This is a genomic window from Pantoea sp. EA-12 (genome assembly GCF_030053355.1).
In the GTDB taxonomy this organism is placed as follows: Bacteria; Pseudomonadota; Gammaproteobacteria; order Enterobacterales; family Enterobacteriaceae; genus Pantoea; species Pantoea vagans_C.
In genome coordinates this window covers 87,562-104,505 of sequence record NZ_JASGBY010000007.1, presented here as the reverse complement: position 1 = coordinate 104,505, position 16,944 = coordinate 87,562, and the positions used below count along the sequence as shown (strand labels likewise).

Annotated in this window: 13 protein-coding genes; 4 read left to right on the top strand and 9 right to left on the bottom strand. The window is 51.2% G+C overall.

What is annotated here, in order from left to right; genetic code table 11:
* Nucleotides 1-11: 11 nt before the first annotated feature.
* From QMZ30_RS12610 to QMZ30_RS12600, 3 genes are read right to left on the bottom strand one after another with little or no spacing between them, the layout of a single operon-like run.
* Entirely contained in the window at nucleotides 12-791 is a 780-nt protein-coding gene (locus QMZ30_RS12610) for an ABC transporter ATP-binding protein (RefSeq protein ID WP_283227640.1), read from the bottom strand.
* Nucleotides 788-1,549, bottom strand: a complete 762-nt coding sequence (locus tag QMZ30_RS12605) for an ABC transporter permease (RefSeq protein ID WP_039334786.1) — start codon at nucleotides 1,547-1,549, stop codon at nucleotides 788-790. The genes QMZ30_RS12610 and QMZ30_RS12605 overlap by 4 nt, the downstream gene beginning before the upstream one ends.
* Nucleotides 1,550-1,561: 12 nt before the next feature.
* Entirely contained in the window at nucleotides 1,562-2,578 is a 1,017-nt protein-coding gene (locus QMZ30_RS12600; protein WP_283227639.1) for an ABC transporter substrate-binding protein, read from the bottom strand.
* A gap of 256 nt (nucleotides 2,579-2,834) precedes the next feature.
* On the opposite strand from QMZ30_RS12600, the gene QMZ30_RS12595 reads away from it, so the two are divergent.
* On the top strand, nucleotides 2,835-4,454 hold the full coding sequence (locus QMZ30_RS12595; RefSeq protein WP_283227638.1) for a sensor histidine kinase: 1,620 nt from the start codon (nucleotides 2,835-2,837) through the stop codon (nucleotides 4,452-4,454).
* The gene (gene dcuR, locus QMZ30_RS12590; RefSeq protein ID WP_039334778.1) at nucleotides 4,451-5,170 is read left to right on the top strand and encodes a two-component system response regulator DcuR; all 720 of its coding nucleotides are present in this window, start codon (nucleotides 4,451-4,453) and stop codon (nucleotides 5,168-5,170) included. Before QMZ30_RS12595 ends, dcuR begins: the two co-directional genes overlap by 4 nt.
* Here the strand turns inward: dcuR and QMZ30_RS12585 are convergent.
* Both QMZ30_RS12585 and QMZ30_RS12580 read right to left on the bottom strand, forming a co-directional pair.
* On the bottom strand, nucleotides 5,164-6,126 hold the full coding sequence (locus tag QMZ30_RS12585; protein ID WP_283227637.1) for an FAD:protein FMN transferase: 963 nt from the start codon (nucleotides 6,124-6,126) through the stop codon (nucleotides 5,164-5,166). The two genes, dcuR and QMZ30_RS12585, sit on opposite strands and share 7 nt — an antisense overlap.
* 100 nt (nucleotides 6,127-6,226) lie before the next feature.
* Entirely contained in the window at nucleotides 6,227-9,007 is a 2,781-nt protein-coding gene (locus tag QMZ30_RS12580) for a flavocytochrome c (protein WP_283227636.1), read from the bottom strand.
* A 596-nt stretch (nucleotides 9,008-9,603) separates the two neighbouring features.
* On the opposite strand from QMZ30_RS12580, the gene QMZ30_RS12575 reads away from it, so the two are divergent.
* A complete protein-coding gene (locus tag QMZ30_RS12575) occupies nucleotides 9,604-11,115 on the top strand; it encodes an anion permease (protein WP_283227635.1) in 1,512 nt (503 codons plus the stop codon).
* A gap of 163 nt (nucleotides 11,116-11,278) precedes the next feature.
* On the top strand, nucleotides 11,279-12,922 hold the full coding sequence (gene fumA / locus QMZ30_RS12570; RefSeq protein WP_058973617.1) for a class I fumarate hydratase FumA: 1,644 nt from the start codon (nucleotides 11,279-11,281) through the stop codon (nucleotides 12,920-12,922).
* Nucleotides 12,923-13,001: 79 nt separating this feature from the next.
* Here the strand turns inward: fumA and QMZ30_RS12565 are convergent, their stop codons facing one another.
* The 4 genes from QMZ30_RS12565 to QMZ30_RS12550 all read right to left on the bottom strand — a co-directional run bounded on the left by QMZ30_RS12565 (nucleotide 13,002) and on the right by QMZ30_RS12550 (nucleotide 16,901).
* On the bottom strand, nucleotides 13,002-13,166 hold the full coding sequence (locus QMZ30_RS12565; protein WP_283227634.1) for a hypothetical protein: 165 nt from the start codon (nucleotides 13,164-13,166) through the stop codon (nucleotides 13,002-13,004).
* Nucleotides 13,167-13,358: 192 nt separating this feature from the next.
* Entirely contained in the window at nucleotides 13,359-14,879 is a 1,521-nt protein-coding gene (gene exaC / locus QMZ30_RS12560) for an acetaldehyde dehydrogenase ExaC (protein WP_283227633.1), read from the bottom strand.
* 319 nt (nucleotides 14,880-15,198) lie between these two features.
* A complete protein-coding gene (locus QMZ30_RS12555; protein ID WP_283227632.1) occupies nucleotides 15,199-16,470 on the bottom strand; it encodes a TcdA/TcdB catalytic glycosyltransferase domain-containing protein in 1,272 nt (423 codons plus the stop codon).
* Between the two features lie 158 nt (nucleotides 16,471-16,628).
* On the bottom strand, nucleotides 16,629-16,901 hold the full coding sequence (locus QMZ30_RS12550) for a hypothetical protein (protein ID WP_283227631.1): 273 nt from the start codon (nucleotides 16,899-16,901) through the stop codon (nucleotides 16,629-16,631).
* Nucleotides 16,902-16,944 lie beyond the last annotated feature (43 nt).

Genomic DNA, 16,944 nt, shown 5'->3' with positions numbered 1-16,944 from the left:
GCATGTTCACTCTACCCCGCCATCTCCCGTTTAAACACCGCCAGCGTGTGCGCTTTCACTCTGACAAACTCCGGGTCACTCATTATTTCTGCCGTACGCGGACGCGGTAGTGCAAAAGGCACGATTTCAGCCACGCGCGTCGGCCGACGCGTCAACAGCAGGATTTCATCCGCGAGAAAGACCGCGTCCTCCAGATCGTGCGAAACAATCAACATCGTCACGCCAGTCAACAGCTGGACCTGCTGCAGTTTGTCACGGATGAACAGTGTCATCTCAAAATCCAGTGCTGAAAACGGCTCATCCAGAAACATCACTTCTGGCTCAGTGGCCAGCGCACGCATGATGCACACCGTCTGTTGTTGCCCACCCGAAAGCTCATAGGGATAGCGCTGCAGGTCAAAACGGATGTCAAACATCTCCGAGAGTTCACTCACCCGCTTTTTCACCGCCGCAGACTTCATACCCAGGCGCTTTAACGGATAGGCGATGTTCTGCCAGGCGGTGAGCCAGGGAAAGAGCGCGTCACGATAGTTCTGGAATACATAACCAATGTTAGTCTCGGCGAGGGTTTTTCCATCGAACAGGATTTGCCCACGATCAATCGGGATCAGTCCGGCAATCATATTCATCAAGGTCGATTTACCACAACCGTTGGGGCCAAATATCGACACAATCTTGCCTTTCGGCAGATCAAGATTGAGATCCTGATACAACGGTTGACCCGCAAAGCTTTTATCCAGCCCGCGAATGGTGACATGGGTATTGGGTTGCGGATATTCCGTGTTTCTCATGCTTTGCCACTCCAGTGCACGCAGCGTTTCTCAATCAGCAGAAACCCCAGATTTAATAAATAACCAAAGGCACCGGTGATCAGAATCGATGCATACATGTCTTTGATATTGAATAGTTGCTGCGCATCTATGATGCGATGGCCCAACCCCGTTTCAGAACCAATAAACATCTCTGCAACAATGACGATGACCAACGCCATGGAAACGCCAGTGCGCAAACCCACGAACGTTTGCGGCAGGCTTTCCATCAACATGATGTCTTTAAATACGTGCCAGCGTGAAACGCCCATCACCTGCGCCGCCATAATGCGGGTCTTTTTCGCATTCATCACGCCGTAGGCGCTGTTGAACAGAATCACTAACACCGCTGCAAAGGCAGCAATAGCAATCTTGTTGGTATCGGTAATACCGAAAATCAGCATGAATAACGGGATTAACGCCGAAGATGGCGTTGAGCGGAAGAAATCTACCAGGAATTCGACGCTGCGATAGAGCCGTTCACTGCTCCCTAGCATCACGCCCAACGGCACACCGATAATCGCGGCCACGATAAAGGCCATCAGCGTGCGATACAGCGTTGCGCCGATGTCCTGATTCATACTGCCATCGGTCAAAGCCCCCAAGAGATACCCCAAGGTTTCCCCCGGAGAGGGAAGCAATACAGGATTAAGCCATTTGGCACTGACCGCCGTTTGCCATAACAAAAAGAGCAGTATCGGGCCAATCAGGGGGATCAGTTTGGATCGCCATTTCAGCATGTTCGCTTCTCCTTAAGCTTTGTAGATCAAGGGTTCAACCTGTAATGGCTTGCTGAAAATTTTGCGTTCCGCGAACACGTCATAAAACTTCTGGAACCATTGCAGGTTGTCACCGGTAAGCTGGTCATACATAACGAACCCCGGCAATGGCACTTCTTTCACCAATCCAGCTTCAATACCGGTATAGCCTGCCACATATTGCCGAGCCTCTTCTGGCTGCTGTTGAATGAACTTCACGGCTTCGCCATAGGCATTAATAACCTGCTGTGCACGCGCCTTGTCCGCGTTGATAAAACTGCTGGTAAGCGCTGCGGCACCACCAAACCAAGGTGCGCTGGCATCACCGAGTACATATTTGGCGATCACGCCGGTTTCAAGAACCTTACCCATGCCTTTCATACGCGCCACGGTCCCGGTCGGTTCCAGCGTGTAGACGCCATCAATTTGTCCGGCGGCCAGTGACGGCGCATGCTGTCCAACAGGCAGCTCAATCACTTTGGTGTCGGTGAAACCGTTTTTCTCCAGAATGATTTTTGCCATGGTAACGTTTTGGATGCCCGGACCACTGGCAATACGTTTACCCTTAAGATCGCTGATGGATGTTGCCGTGCTGTTCATCGGCACAAGGAACTCATCCAGCACCATTTTTTCATTTGAGGGGTTAGAGCAGATAATTTTGAACAAGTCTGGGCTGGTAATCGCCCCCAGGCCCAGCGCGCCGGTTGCGGTGCCGTTGGCACATCCATGAATGCGACCGGTGATCATCGCTTCAACCACTTGTTGCGGGCTGGCAAATTTAACCGCCTTGACGTTCAACCCGGCTTGTTTGAAGAAGCCCTTCTCAATACCGGCGTATAACGGTAAACCACCCACAATCGGCCAGTAGCCAATCAGAATTTCATCATCTGCTGCCAGTGCCGATGTACTGCCTAACACGCCACTGAGTGCGACACCGCCGAGTGCCAGCATGGAATATTTCATCATCTGACGACGCTGTGCGTTGATGTTCTCTTTGTCATTGTTACGCATGTTTACCCCTCCAGGGTGATTGACTGGTATGCGGCCTTGTATACAAGCCAACAAAACCTATGCAGATGTCGTGCCAATCACAATTGAACCGTGATAAGGGGAAAAGGGGTGAACAAAGGGGACTATGCGAAAATTATTGGTGCAACCTGCGCACCACAGACGTACATCGCGTGGCAACTTCAGGTCCTTGTGAGTTTATGACGACCTTTTTACATTTAACCGTCATAATAGCCCCCTCTTCTTTCAGGGAGCGCCAATGAGCACGCCACAGCCTGTAACACCCGCACGTAAACGCCCAATGAAACTCAACACCCTGGTGACACTGATGCTCAGCGCAGTGATCGTGCTGGTGCTGCTCAGCGTGCATATGTTCTATTTCTTCCAGATTGGTGCCGCTACGCGAACGCAGTTGGAAGAGAAAGCGATGGCCGTGGCGCGTACACTGGCCAAATTGCCGGAAATACAGCGCGCGCTGGTACTACCGCCCAACACCACCGCGATCCAACCCATCGCCAGAGAAGTGCAGCAGAGCAATCATTTGCTTTTTGTGGTGGTGACCAACATGGACACCATTCGCTATTCGCACCTTAATCCTGAGCTGATTGGCCAACACTTTATTGGCAATGACATTGAACCTGCGCTGCTGGGTCACGAGAACGTATCGGTGAATCAGGGCGTATTGGGCCGTGCGATGCGCGTTTATACCCCGGTTTATGATGCGCAGCATAAGCAGATTGGTGTGGTGGTCGTGGGCATTTCACTCAGCGCCGTTGCCGATCAAATCAACGAAAGCCGCTGGAGCATATTGTGGACCATCCTGATCGGCACCGTGGCGGGCGCGATTGGCACCTTTATTTTGGTGCGCGTGCTGAAACGCATTCTGTTTGGCCTGGAACCGTATGAAATTTCGACTCTGTTCGAGCAGCGCCAGGCGATCCTCAACTCGGTGAAGGAAGGCGTGGTGGCGATGGATGATCAGGCCGAAGTGACGCTGGTCAATCAGGCAGCGCGCACCTTGCTTAACAACGCCTTGGCCAATGGCAACGTTAGCGGTGATGCGTCCATGATTCATGACCATCTGCAAGCGGTGCTGCACAGCGGTCGCGCACGGCGTGATGAAGAGTTAAATGTGAATGGCCGATTGCTGCTGAGCAATACCGTACCCGTGCACAGTCAGGGCCGCATTATTGGTGCGGTCTGCACCTTCAGGGATAAGACCGAAATCAGCCAGTTGATGCAGCGTCTGACCGGCATGGTAAACTACGTCGATGCGCTGCGTGAGCGTTCGCATGAGTTTATGAACAAACTGCACGTGATTCTTGGCCTGCTGCACATGAAAAACTATACGCAGGTCGAAGCGTATATCCTGAAAACAGCCAATAATTACCAGACTGAGATTGGCTATCTGCTGGATAAAATTAAGTCACCGGTAATTGCTGGTTTTCTACTCAGCAAGATTAATCGCGCTTCGGATTGCGGTCATCGTCTCACCATCAGCGATGCCAGTTTCGTGCCGGATAGCGGCAATGAAGATCAAATGGCGGCCCTGATCACCGTGATCGGCAATCTGGTGGAGAATGCGATTGACGCGCTCAGCGAGCAAACCGAAGGTGAAATTCACCTGATGCTGCACTATCAAAACGGTTGGCTGGCCTGTGAAGTGAGCGATGATGGTCCAGGCATTGAGCCGGAGCACCTTGCCACCATTTTTGACAAGGGCTTCTCGACCAAAGGTGAAAACCGGGGCGTAGGGTTGTTCCTGTTAAAACAACAAACAGAAAACCTCGGTGGCGGTGTGAGTGTTGAATCAGAACCTGGCGTGTTTACGCAATTTTTAGTACAACTTCCCTGGGATGGAGGAAATAAATCCACATGATCAATGTGTTAGTGGTCGATGATGACGCCATGGTTGCCGAACTGAACCGATCGTTTATCGGCCAGGTGCAAGGCTTCAACTGCTGTGGCACGGCTTCAACCCTGAAGCAGGCCAAAGAGTTCCTGTTTAATAGCGACACGCCGATCGATCTGGTGTTGTTGGATATCTACATGCAGCAGGAAAATGGCCTCGATCTGCTGCCAGAATTGCGCCAGGCGCAGAGTGCGGTGGAAGTGATCATCATCTCTTCTGCGGCGGATGCCGAAAACATTAAAACCTCGCTGCACTATGGCGTGGTGGATTACCTGATCAAGCCATTCCAGTTTCCGCGTTTCGAAGAAGCGCTCACCAGTTGGCGACAGAAGAAGTCGCTGATGGATAATCAGCACTATTATCAGCAGTCCGATGTTGACCTGCTGATTCACGGCAACCCGGCCACCCAGCATGACAACAAGCGCCTGCCGAAAGGCTTAACGCCGCAAACGCTGCGCACGCTGTGCCAGTGGATTGATGCGCATCCCGGCCATGAGTTTTCCACGGATGAACTGGCAGCAGAGGTGAATATTTCCCGCGTGTCTTGCCGTAAATACCTGATTTGGCTGGCGCAGATTAATATTCTGTTTACCAGCATTCATTATGGCGCGACGGGCCGCCCGGTGTATCGCTATCGTTTACAGCCGGAATACCATTCGCTGCTGCAACAGTACTGTCAGTAACGAAGCTGCCAACTGAAGTCGCGCTGCTGGAAATGGAAGTGGCGCGGCGAAGAGCAGATGATCTGCCGATCGCGCGTGACAAATATCGCGTCAAGCTCGGGTTGGTCGGCAAGATACGCCAGCCCCTGCTCCACGCCCATGCCGTACAGCAAGGTGGTGTAGATGTCACCATCCAGCGAACGATCGGAGATCACGGTGATGCTCAACAGCTCGTTATCCAACGGATAGCCGGTGTGCGGATCGAAGATGTGATGCCAGCACTTGCCGTCCAGCTCGAAGTAGCGCTCATAAATCCCCGATGTCACCACCGATTTACCCTGCACCTGCAGCACCCCTAACAGCTCATCCCCGGCAAAGGGTTTTTTCAGGCCGATACTCCAGCCCTGTGGCTCATGTGGCGGAGAGCCAAGCGTCTGCACGTTACCGCCGAGATTAATCAACGCCTGCGCGACACCCTGCTGGCGCAAAAATGCCTGCACCACGTCGGCGATATAGCCTTTGGCGATGGCCCCGAGATCGATCTCCATACCCGCTTGCTGCAGAAACACCGAGCGATCCTGCTCATTGAGAATCACCTGATGGGGATCGGTCAGCGGCAATAGCGCGGCAATCTCCTCTGCGGGGGGAATTTCACGTCCCTGAAAGCCAATCTTCCAGCGTTTCACCACCGGACCAATGGTGAAGTTGAAGGCGCTGCCCGGGGAGATGCTCACGGCATGCGCCACGCTAATCAGCCGAAAGACCGCGTCACTGACGCGCACAGGATGGCGGCCCGCGGCGTGGTTGATCGACATCACTTCTGATTCGGTACGGTTAACCGTGAACAGGTTTTCCTGCTGCTTGATAAGTTGAAAAACCTGACGCGCTAAGGTGGGATTGTCATCGAAGAGTTTGAGCAGAATGGGGGAACCCATCAGTACGGCGGAGTAATTGTAGGTGCCGGCGTCAGTTGACATTTTAGCCTCATGAAAGCGGCCAGGTGCGCATCAATGCGCACCCTACAGAACACCGCAATAAACTTTGTAGGGTCACCATTTATGGTGACCTCCAACTTGCTTAGTGACCTAACGCCAGTTTAGCCGCATTGTGGCCAGCCTTGATACCGAAGATGATGATATCCGCCACCGCGTTACCGCCGATACGGTTCGCACCGTGAATCCCGCCGACCACTTCACCGGCCGCCCACGCGCCTGGAATCACCTGTTTCTGTGCATCCAGCACTGAGGTGTCGGTGTTGATGGTGACGCCGCCCATGGTGTGGTGCACGCCCGGGGCGATGCGAATGGCGAAGTACGGTCCTTGATTCAGCGGATGACGCAGCGCGGTTTTGCGCCCGAAATCTTCATCATCCTGCTTCGCAACGAACTCGTTATAGCGACCGAGCGTGGTTTGCAGCGCTTCCTGATCCATGTTGAGTTTGACCGCCAGCTCGTGTGGGGTTGGTGCACTGATCACAAAGCCTTTAGCGATATACTCGTCAGCCGCTTTGTTATTAGCACGCACCTGCTCATCGAACACGATCCACGCACTTTTCTCTGGCAGCGCGATGATCTCGGCAGAGACTTTGTCACGCGTTTCCATTTCGTTGTAGAAACGCTTACCGGCCTGGCTGACCAGAATCGCACCGCCGCCGCGCATCGCTTCAGAGATCAGGTAAGAAGTGGTCTGTTCAACGGTTGGGTGAATCTGGATCTCGCCCATGTCGACAGTATCCGCACCGATTTTCTGCAACATAGCGATACCGCTACCGGTGGCACCTTTGTGGTTAGTGGTAACAAAACCATCCAGCTCAGGGCGATATTTCACCACCATCTCACGGTTGGCGCTGAAGCCACCGGTGGCGACAATCACGCTTTTCGCGTTAAGGATACGGCTGTCGTTATACTCATCCACCACTTTCACGCCGGTCACGGCACCGTTTTCTACCAGAATCTCAGAGACTGAGGTTTCCAGCAGCACTTCGATTTCACGTTTATTGACGTTTTTGACCAGGCCACTGATCAGGAAGCCACCGACCGCAGAGCGATCTTCGGGACGGTGCGTACGGTCAATGCTCATCCCGCCGGTGATAGTGATATCGCACAGCTCGATATCTTTCGCTGCCAGCCACTCAATCGCTTCCGGTGCTTGCTCCACAAATTCACGCAGCAACACGGGGTTGTTTTTGAACTTTCCGCCTTTCAGCGTCTCTTCGTAGAACAGCTCTTTGCTGTCTTTGATACCTTTCAGTTTTTGATAACGGGTTTCTGCCGCGTTCATGCCCACTGAGGCTTTAATGGTGTTACCGCCGATGGTGGGCATCTTCTCAATGATCACCACGCGAGCACCGTCGTCGTGCGCCTGAATGGCGGCAGCCAGACCTGCACCGCCGGTACCAACCACCACCACGTCGTAATTGACCGGTGCGTTCGGGTTGCCGCCCTCTTCAATCACATACTCTTTATTGGATGTGGTCATGGCGCGAGACACGGCTTTTTTCAGCGCCTCACTCTGGGTAGTGGCACCGGTGATGGCATCCACGTGTGGGCTGTTGGCCACCAGGATGCGTTCACGCAGGCTTTCAAAGGTGCTGGTGAAGTCGACGTCCAGACTTGGGTCCGGCACCAATGAGATGTCGGTAATACGGTCGGTATCCAGCGTGACGTTGATTTTCAGCTTCAGCGCTTCGGCTTCGACTTTCGCCTGATAGACGCCCGCCTTGTATTTACGATGGCCATCGCTGACGTCGCGAATCATCGCATCCACCAGCGAGAAGCGCCACAGGGGTTCTGGGATCGTCAGCGCTTCACGCTTGGTGCTGTCGATGTAGAGATCCATGTGCTCGTTTTTAATGATGCGGTCGGCCCAGTCAGGGTAAGCAATACAGGCTTTACCGACGGCAACCAGATCAAAGCCGTGCTCAAGCGCGTTCTCAGCATCTTCTTTATTGACCACACCACCCACGCCAATCACCGGCACTTTCGCCAGAGTCGCAGAGCGTTCCGCCAGATATTTGGTGATCAGTGGCGTTGGATCTTTGGTATCGACAATGGAGGGACGCAGCAGTTGGCCCACGGAGAAGTGCACATAATCCAGACCGCGCGCGGCGAGTTTTTCCAGCAGATACATAGTGTCATCCCAGCGGATGCCGGGCACTTCCAGCTCTTCCGGCGAGAAGCGGTAGCCGATAATGAAGTCAGCAGCGGCAAAGCGGTCCGCCATTTTATGGGTGATTTCCAGCACTTCCATTGGGAAACGTGCGCGGTTGTCGCGGCTGCCGCCCCATTTGTCATCACGCTGGTTAGAGTTAGGCGAGTAGAACTGCTGAATCAGATAGGTGTTGGCTCCGTGGATTTCGACACCGTCGAAGCCCGCTTTGATGGCGCGGTTCACCGCATCACCAAACTTAGTGATCATCACGTCCACTTCTTCCGCCGTCAGCGCTTGCGGTTTAGTGGCCCCCTCACGTGGTGCAGCAATCGCGCTGGGCGCAACAGGGGTTTTACCGCCAATCAGCGCCGGTTCGACCATACGGCCGCCGTGGTAGATCTGCAGAATGGCTTTAGAGCCTTCGGATTTGATGGCATGGGCGATTTTTGCCAGGCCGGCAATTTTGTTGTCGCTATCGATACCCAAGGCACCCGGGAAGGCCGGGCCACGGTTATCAATAAAGCAGCATTCGACAATCACCGTACCGATGCTGCCCGCACGCACGCGGTAATACTCAACGAGGTCACTGGTGACACCACCGTCAAAATAGCCGGTACAGGTGGTCATGGGTGCCATCACCAAACGGTTTTTCAGCACCGCACCTTTCGGTAGCGTAAGCGGGTTAAGGATGGGGGTGAGCTTATTCATAATGAGCAACTCCAGAATTAAGAAATTGTGTATTCAATTCTTTTGCAGTTCGGAGCAATTTTATAATTATTTGAGTGGTCCGATTTCATGGCGTAAATATACCATTTTCTTTAGTTACATAACCCAGATTGTTAGTTATATAAGTTTTACGTTTAGAAATAGAATTTGATGCTCATTGCTGTAATTAGCGCTCCGCTAAGTTTTAACCAAGACTTGACAAAAATCAACTTTTTACTTACATTTAAAACAAACCCAGTACTATCATAAAGATAAAACCGCTCACCCTGCCCCATTTTGCTTGATTTTTTGCGTTTCGCTCGTCGCAGACGCTTAATCCACAGCAGACAGAAAATTAAATAAAAAGCAAAGTCTAAAAATTAAAAAAGAGTGCATATTTTTTATTGATCTAGATCAAAATAGATATTTTAATTAATCGCATCATAGCTGCATTCAATTGATAATTCGCGTATCGAATTTGCAAAGCAATGTTTCATTAAAGAGCAACTTTAAATTGTCCTGGCCACGCATGTTGAGACTAAAAAAACAGTGTGCCCCTGACGATCAATCGCATTCTCCATAACTTGCAGACCAAAACTATGAACACACAAACAACCCAGAGTGAATCCCTTAAAGCGCCCCCTGCGGCGCCGGGGAAAAAGAACCGCCTGATCATGTTGTGCCTGCCTATCATCGTCGCGGTGCTGTTGCTGCTGGTGCCTACCCCTGCCGGGTTGGAACCTTATGCATGGCACTTCTTTGCCATCTTTGTTGGCGTCATCGTTGGACTGATCTTTGAACCGCTGCCCGGTGCCGTTATCGGCCTGACAGGTGTCGTCGTCATCGCGCTGTTCAGCCAGTGGGTGCTGTTTAGCCCGGCTGAACTGGCGGACCCTAAGTTCAAAACCGCGGCCCAGTCGTTCAAATGGGCGGTGAGTGGCTTCGGCAACTCCACGGTCTGGCTGATCTTCGGTGCCTTTATGTTTGCGGCTGGCTATGACAAAACCCAGTTCGGTCGCCGTCTGGCGCTGATTCTGGTGAAGTATCTGGGTCGTCGCAGTTTGACGCTGGGTTATGCCATCACCTTTGCCGACCTGTTGCTGGCACCCTTTACCCCGTCTAACACCGCGCGCAGTGGCGGTACTATCTACCCGATCATCGCTAACCTGCCACCGCTGTACGGTTCAAAACCTAATGATCCGAGCGCGCGTAAAATTGGTTCTTACCTGATGTGGGTCGCGATTACCGCCGCCTGTATCACCAGCTCGATGTTCCTCTCTGCGCTGGCACCTAACCTGTTGGCGCTGGCGCTGGTGAAAAGTGTCGTTGGCTTCGAAATCTCATGGGGCATGTGGTTCCTCGCCTTCCTGCCGCTGGGTGTGCTGCTGATTCTGACCATGCCGTTACTGGCCTACTGGCTCTATCCGCCGGAAGTGAAGGTTAATGACGAAGTGCCACGTTGGGCCACCGCTGAACTGGAAAAGCTGGGTCGTCTGAGCCGTAATGAAATCCTGCTGCTGGTGTTTGTGGTATCCGCGCTGATGATGTGGATCTTCGCTGCCGCATGGATTGAACCGGCAATGGCCGCACTGTTAGTGATTGTGTTGATGCTGTGGACAGGCGTACTAAACTGGAACGATATCACCAGCAATAAAGCGGCATGGAACACCTTTGCCTGGTTCGCCACTCTGGTGGCACTGGCAGATGGTCTGGCACGCGTTGGCTTTATCGCCTGGCTGGGTAAAGAAGGTGCGCAGTTACTGCAGGGTTATGACCCACAGGTTTCGGCTGTGGTACTGCTGGTGGCCTTCTACTTACTGCACTATCTGTTTGCCAGTACCACAGCGCACACCACCGCGCTGCTGCCAGCGATGCTGACCATTGCGGCCTCCATCCCAGGCATCAATATGCCGGTATTCTGTTTGATGATGTGTGTTTCTCTGGGTGTGATGGGCATTATCACCCCATACGGCACCGGCCCAAGCCCGATTTACTACGGTAGCGGCTACCTGCCAACCAAAGACTACTGGCGTCTCGGGACCATCTTTGGTGCCATCTTCCTGGTTGCTCTGATGGTTATCGCCTACCCATGGATGGTGATGATGTTCTGATGATGTTGCTCCGATGTTAAAAACGGAGCCGCGTATGACCGTGAAAGTGTTATGATGCTCGCCAGTCAGCCCCTGCGGAGGCTGGCGAGAGAAAAATCGAAAAACAGATCGCCTATTTGTCGCCCGTCATGCTGGCGGGCAACACGAAGCTAAGTGAGCCAACATGTCGAACAAACCCTTCTATTATCAGAATCCTTTTCCTCTCGCCAAAGATGATACCGAATACTATCTGCTGAGCCGCGATTACGTGTCAGTAGCGGAATTCGATGGCGAGGAAATCCTGAAAGTCGATCCTAAAGCCCTGACGTTACTGGCGAAGCAAGCGTTCCACGACGCGTCCTTTATGCTGCGCGCCTCGCATCAGGCGCAGGTCGCGTCCATTCTGGCGGATGACGAAGCCAGTAAAAACGACAAATACGTTGCCCTGCAGTTCCTGCGCAACTCTGAAATCGCCGCCAAGGGCGTGTTGCCAACCTGCCAGGACACCGGTACCGCCATTATCATGGGCAAGAAAGGCCAGCGCGTCTGGACCGGCGGTGGCGATGAAGCCGCACTTTCTCGTGGCGTCTACGACACCTTTATTGAAGATAACCTGCGCTATTCACAGAATGCCGCGCTGGATATGTACAAAGAGGTCAACACCGGCACCAACCTGCCGGCGCAGATCGATCTATACAGCGTGGACGGCGATGAGTACAAGTTCCTGTGTATTGCCAAAGGTGGCGGTTCAGCCAACAAAACCTACCTGTATCAGGAAACCAAAGCGCTTATTACTCCAGCCAAGCTGAAAAATTACCTGGTCGACAAAATGATGTCGCTGGGAACCGCCGCTTGCCCGCCATACCATATTGCGTTTGTCATCGGCGGCACCTCCGCTGAGAGCACCCTGAAGACCGTGAAACTGGCTTCCACCCACTACTACGATTCGCTGCCGACCGAAGGCAACGAACACGGACAGGCGTTCCGTGACGTGGCGCTGGAAGAAGAACTGTTGAAGGCATCGCAAGAACTGGGCTTAGGTGCGCAGTTTGGCGGTAAATACTTCGCACATGACATCCGCGTGGTGCGTCTGCCGCGTCACGGCGCCTCCTGCCCGGTGGGTATGGGCGTGTCTTGTTCCGCAGACCGTAACATCAAAGCCAAGATCAACCGCGAAGGTATCTGGATTGAGAAGATGGAAGACAATCCAGGCCGCTACATCCCGGAAGAGCTGCGTCAGCAGGGTGAAGGGGAAGTGGTACATGTCGATCTGAATCAGCCAATGAGCGAGATCCTCGCCCTGCTGTCAGCCTATCCGGTTTCGACGCGTCTTTCGCTGAATGGCACCATCATCGTGGCGCGTGATATTGCCCACGCCAAGCTGAAAGAGCGCATTGATAACGGCGAAGGTCTGCCGCAATACATCAAAGACCATCCGGTGTATTACGCAGGCCCGGCGAAAACACCTGAAGGTTATGCCTCCGGTTCACTTGGCCCAACTACGGCGGGTCGTATGGACTCCTACGTTGACCTGTTGCAGGAACACGGTGGCAGCATGGTGATGCTGGCGAAAGGTAATCGTAGCAAACAGGTGACGGATGCCTGCCATAAACACGGCGGCTTCTACCTCGGCAGTATCGGTGGTCCTGCGGCAGTGCTGGCGCAGCAGAGTATTAAGAGCCTGGAGTGCGTGGAGTACGCTGAGCTGGGTATGGAAGCGATCTGGAAAATTGAAGTGGAGAACTTCCCGGCGTTCATCCTGGTGGATGACAAAGGCAACGACTTCTTCCAGCAGATCCACAACAACTGTGCAGCCTGTGTGAAGTAAGCGCTTAAGCTGAGTTGAAAACATAAAATCCGCGGCTAATGGCTGCGGATTTTTTTATGGGTGGGGTATTGCCGTTTGCTTACCTCTCACCGATTTGCACGTCTAACAGCAGATCGGCATCATCATCGTTTTGACCAATCACGTAGATCGCCTGACGACCGGGTAGATTTACCGTGATGATATGTTGGTCATCCGCATCCAACACATCGTCGTGCTGGTCGTGAAATTTATGCAGTGTGTTCATGTTTTCTCCTTAAAATGGCGCACTATTTTAGTTTCCTTGCTCTCTAATATCGTCAAGACACGGCTTAAATGTAGCGGAATTGTCTGTATTCGTGATGCAGGCACTGTGGCACGGCTGAATGACAGTCAGATTAACGAAGTGACGCACATTTTTTACTGTGAAGGGCAGCGGTATCACCCGCTGCCCTGTTACTTAGAAGAAGCCCAAAGGTTGGGTGCTGTAGCTCACCAGCAGGTTTTTGGTTTGCTGATAGTGATCGAGCATCATTTTGTGGGTTTCACGGCCAATACCGGATTTTTTGTAGCCACCAAACGCCGCATGCGCCGGATAGAGGTGGTAACAGTTGGTCCAGACACGCCCCGCTTTGATTGCGCGGCCCATGCGGTAAGCACGGTTGATGTCACGCGTCCAGACGCCCGCCCCCAAACCGTAAATGGAGTCGTTGGCGATGGCGATAGCTTCTGCTTCATCTTTGAAGGTCAGTACGCCGACCACGGGTCCAAAGATCTCCTCCTGGAAGACGCGCATGCTGTTGTCACCTTTCAGCAGCGTAGGCTGGATGTAGTAACCGCTGTCGAAGGCTTCACCGATTTTCTCCACGCCACCACCGTGCAGCACTTGCGCACCCTCTTTCTGCGCAATCTCCAGATAGGAGAGAATTTTGTCGAACTGCTGCTGCGACGCCTGCGCACCTATCATGGTGTCAGTATCCAGCGGGTCGCCACGTTTAATGGTTTTGATGCGTTTCATCACCGCCGCCATAAAGGGTTCAAATATCGACTCTTGCACCAGCGCACGTGACGGGCAGGTACAGACTTCACCCTGGTTGAGGAAGCCGAGCACCACACCCTCTGCCGCCTTCTCGATAAAGCTCTCTTCGGCCTGCATGATGTCTTCAAAGAAGATGTTCGGTGATTTGCCGCCCAACTCCACGGTGGACGGAATCAGACTTTTAGCGGCCAGTTCGAGAATGTGGCCCCCGGTGGCGGTGGAACCCGTAAAGGCGATTTTGGCAATGCCTGGATGCGATGCCAGCGCTTCACCGGCCTCTTTACCGTAACCGTGCACTACGTTGATCACACCCGGTGGCACCAGATCTTTGATTACTTCCATAAACAGCGTAATCGACAGCGGCGTTTGCTCTGCCGGTTTCAACACCACGCAGTTGCCCGCGCCCAATGCAGGAGCCAGCTTCCACGCCGCCATTAACAGCGGGAAGTTCCACGGGATGATTTGCCCCACTACGCCCAGCGGTTCGTGGAAGTGGTAAGCCGCGGTGAATTCATCGATTTCGGCCGCTGTGCCTTCTTGTGCACGCACACAGCCCGCGAAATAGCGGAAATGGTCCACCGCCAGCGGCAAGTCCGCGGCCAGCGTTTCGCGCACCGGCTTACCGTTATCCCAGGTTTCGTTGACTGCGATATATTCCAGATTGGCTTCAAGCCGATCGGCAATTTTCAGGAGCACTAACGATCGTGCCTGCGGAGAGGTCTTTCCCCAGGCATCGGCAGCCGCTTGTGCAGCGGCGACAGCATTATCGACATCGGCTTTATCGGAGCGCGGGAACTCGCCAATGGTAGAACCATTAATCGGTGTGGTGTTGACGAAGTAGTTACCGTACACCGGCGCAACAAATTCGCCGTTGATAAAGTTGCCATAACGCGATTGCAGAGTAATGAGAGAACCTTGTTCTCCCGGAGCAGCGTAACGCATGGTGTTTCTCCTTGCGGGACAGAGTGGCGAATAACAACTATGAAACCTGTTATTAACATTGATCGATCAATGTCAGCCTGTCAGATCGCAGAACGGGAAACTGTGACCGCACCGAAGGAAAAATACCCTGATAGAGGGTTTAAGATTTGCCGGTTGCTAACCGCTCCGCGAGTACACTCGGTGTACAGCGATTAACAACCGGATCCTGATCGTAAGATGAATCAAAAACATTAATCTTTCTTAGAGAGCAGAATAATTCGGTCAGCTGTTGCAAAGTAGGCCCCATGAGGGGACTTGAAGTATGAAGTGTATAAAATGGTTATCTCCTCCATGAAGAAGAACAGCCTTCTGGGGTGTAATGATTATGCCTAAAGAAAGCAATGCCCATCGCTTCATTATGCATGTCTATCGCAATTTCATTTGGCGTAGTGAGATATTCCGGAGCCATTAATTCATAAGCAAGACCCAGCAACACCTCAACTATAAGACCTGGCCCAGTTATAGCGGAAGTCACACAATAATTTTTGGTTATAAGTTCTGTTCGCCAGCCTAGAATCCGAGATAGATAACTGCATGTTACCCCGCCATGGGAATAATTAAAAATACAATCATTCATCTCTAGAAAAGCATATCTTTTCTTCATGGTTCGAAGAATAATCTTCATTGCTTTAGAGAAAGGGTGGCATGACATTATGTTATTGAAATAAGCACCTTTGATATTTTCAACCGCGCCAATTGACATCAAATTTTTGTGCACATAGAGTGGTCCTAACGGTATAATATCGTGCTCGGAAAAGCTTGCAATATCCCTATTAATCCTCATAAGTATGTCTGAATAAAAATAATGGTCTTTATCTGAACAGTAATGATTTGTATATTCCTGATCAGTGACATTCAGTAGTCCAAGCTTGGTCAATATTTTTTTCGTTTTGAATAGCTTGATGAAGTCATCTTCATCGTAATTTTCACTCATTCTCCATGAATTTAGTGATTTAAACACATTTTCAGTGCATGGCAGGGTGTCCATATCGATGTAAGTTCCGCCATACTTATAGAGGAGTATCAGCCTTGCGATGTCACTTGCGCTTGCCAAATTACCCCTCAAAATAATCTCGTAACAATAAAATCTTTTAAATTCATTAAACTCACCTAAAAACAACTCTGATATATTTTTAGTTGTAATGGTTTTATCTAAATGCAAGAAACTGCATTGATTCTCATCAGTTACTTTATAGGCAATGTTATTTTCTTCAAAAAAATGGAAAATGAGATCATCAAACCTCAGCCCTTCGTTTAACTTTGGGTATATGTAATCGAATGCTTTGTTTTTTAGCAATCTCTCCAGATTGCTTTTATCATTACCCGGCAAGGAGATAACATGGTCACTGATAGTTATGTGAAAAAAATGGCACAAACGATAGTCACCTTCACACCAAAAAATTGTTTCCTTATCAACGTTCGAACGCCTCCAGACTTCCATATATTGCGTTGAAACTCTTGAACTATTTCCTATCCATAAAAAATGTAAGACATCAGGAATTTTAATCTTCTCAGATTCGGATGTAACCATATCAGACAATCTATATTTCATTATTTTTCTCTTAGATGTCTAAAGAATCATGCATTGCCATTGTTTGACACGGGATACACCCTGTATCTTTAACAGAAAAAACTTCCCTTTCTAACCTCGAAGTGAAGCCATTCACTATTATTACATCAGTCTAATAGGTGTCGCAGTCAATCTCGTTGCTACCAAAATCTAATAATTGAAATGATTGCTATTACGATCACACTTACCGCACAAATCACAGCACTGCCTGATAACTGGCGTAAAGAGTCGAGATAACCACTATTAAATTCATTAAAACGTACCTTTGCTTCACTCTCACTTTCCGCTTCCACTTCTACATGGTGTTTTTTGTACCCTTGCTGTTTTAAATCCTTAATCAACGCATGGCTAACTGAGTCTTTGTTTAAAAATTTAGACTTATTGTCTTTGTAGAAAACAATATACTTACTCATTATGTAATCCTTATCAGCACAGAGTGTTAACCCTGTGCTATGT

Coding starts and splice junctions, on each gene's coding strand:
- QMZ30_RS12585 (WP_283227637.1), bottom strand. CDS start 6,126: ATGTCAACTGACGCCGGCACCTACAATTACTCCGCCGTACTGATGGGT.
- QMZ30_RS12605 (WP_039334786.1), bottom strand. CDS start 1,549: ATGCTGAAATGGCGATCCAAACTGATCCCCCTGATTGGCCCGATACTG.
- QMZ30_RS12600 (WP_283227639.1), bottom strand. CDS start 2,578: ATGCGTAACAATGACAAAGAGAACATCAACGCACAGCGTCGTCAGATG.
- exaC (WP_283227633.1), bottom strand. CDS start 14,879: ATGCGTTACGCTGCTCCGGGAGAACAAGGTTCTCTCATTACTCTGCAA.
- QMZ30_RS12550 (WP_283227631.1), bottom strand. CDS start 16,901: ATGAGTAAGTATATTGTTTTCTACAAAGACAATAAGTCTAAATTTTTA.
- QMZ30_RS12565 (WP_283227634.1), bottom strand. CDS start 13,166: ATGAACACACTGCATAAATTTCACGACCAGCACGACGATGTGTTGGAT.
- dcuR (WP_039334778.1), top strand. CDS start 4,451: ATGATCAATGTGTTAGTGGTCGATGATGACGCCATGGTTGCCGAACTG.
- QMZ30_RS12555 (WP_283227632.1), bottom strand. CDS start 16,470: ATGAAATATAGATTGTCTGATATGGTTACATCCGAATCTGAGAAGATT.
- QMZ30_RS12580 (WP_283227636.1), bottom strand. CDS start 9,007: ATGAATAAGCTCACCCCCATCCTTAACCCGCTTACGCTACCGAAAGGT.
- fumA (WP_058973617.1), top strand. CDS start 11,279: ATGTCGAACAAACCCTTCTATTATCAGAATCCTTTTCCTCTCGCCAAA.
- QMZ30_RS12575 (WP_283227635.1), top strand. CDS start 9,604: ATGAACACACAAACAACCCAGAGTGAATCCCTTAAAGCGCCCCCTGCG.
- QMZ30_RS12610 (WP_283227640.1), bottom strand. CDS start 791: ATGAGAAACACGGAATATCCGCAACCCAATACCCATGTCACCATTCGC.
- QMZ30_RS12595 (WP_283227638.1), top strand. CDS start 2,835: ATGAGCACGCCACAGCCTGTAACACCCGCACGTAAACGCCCAATGAAA.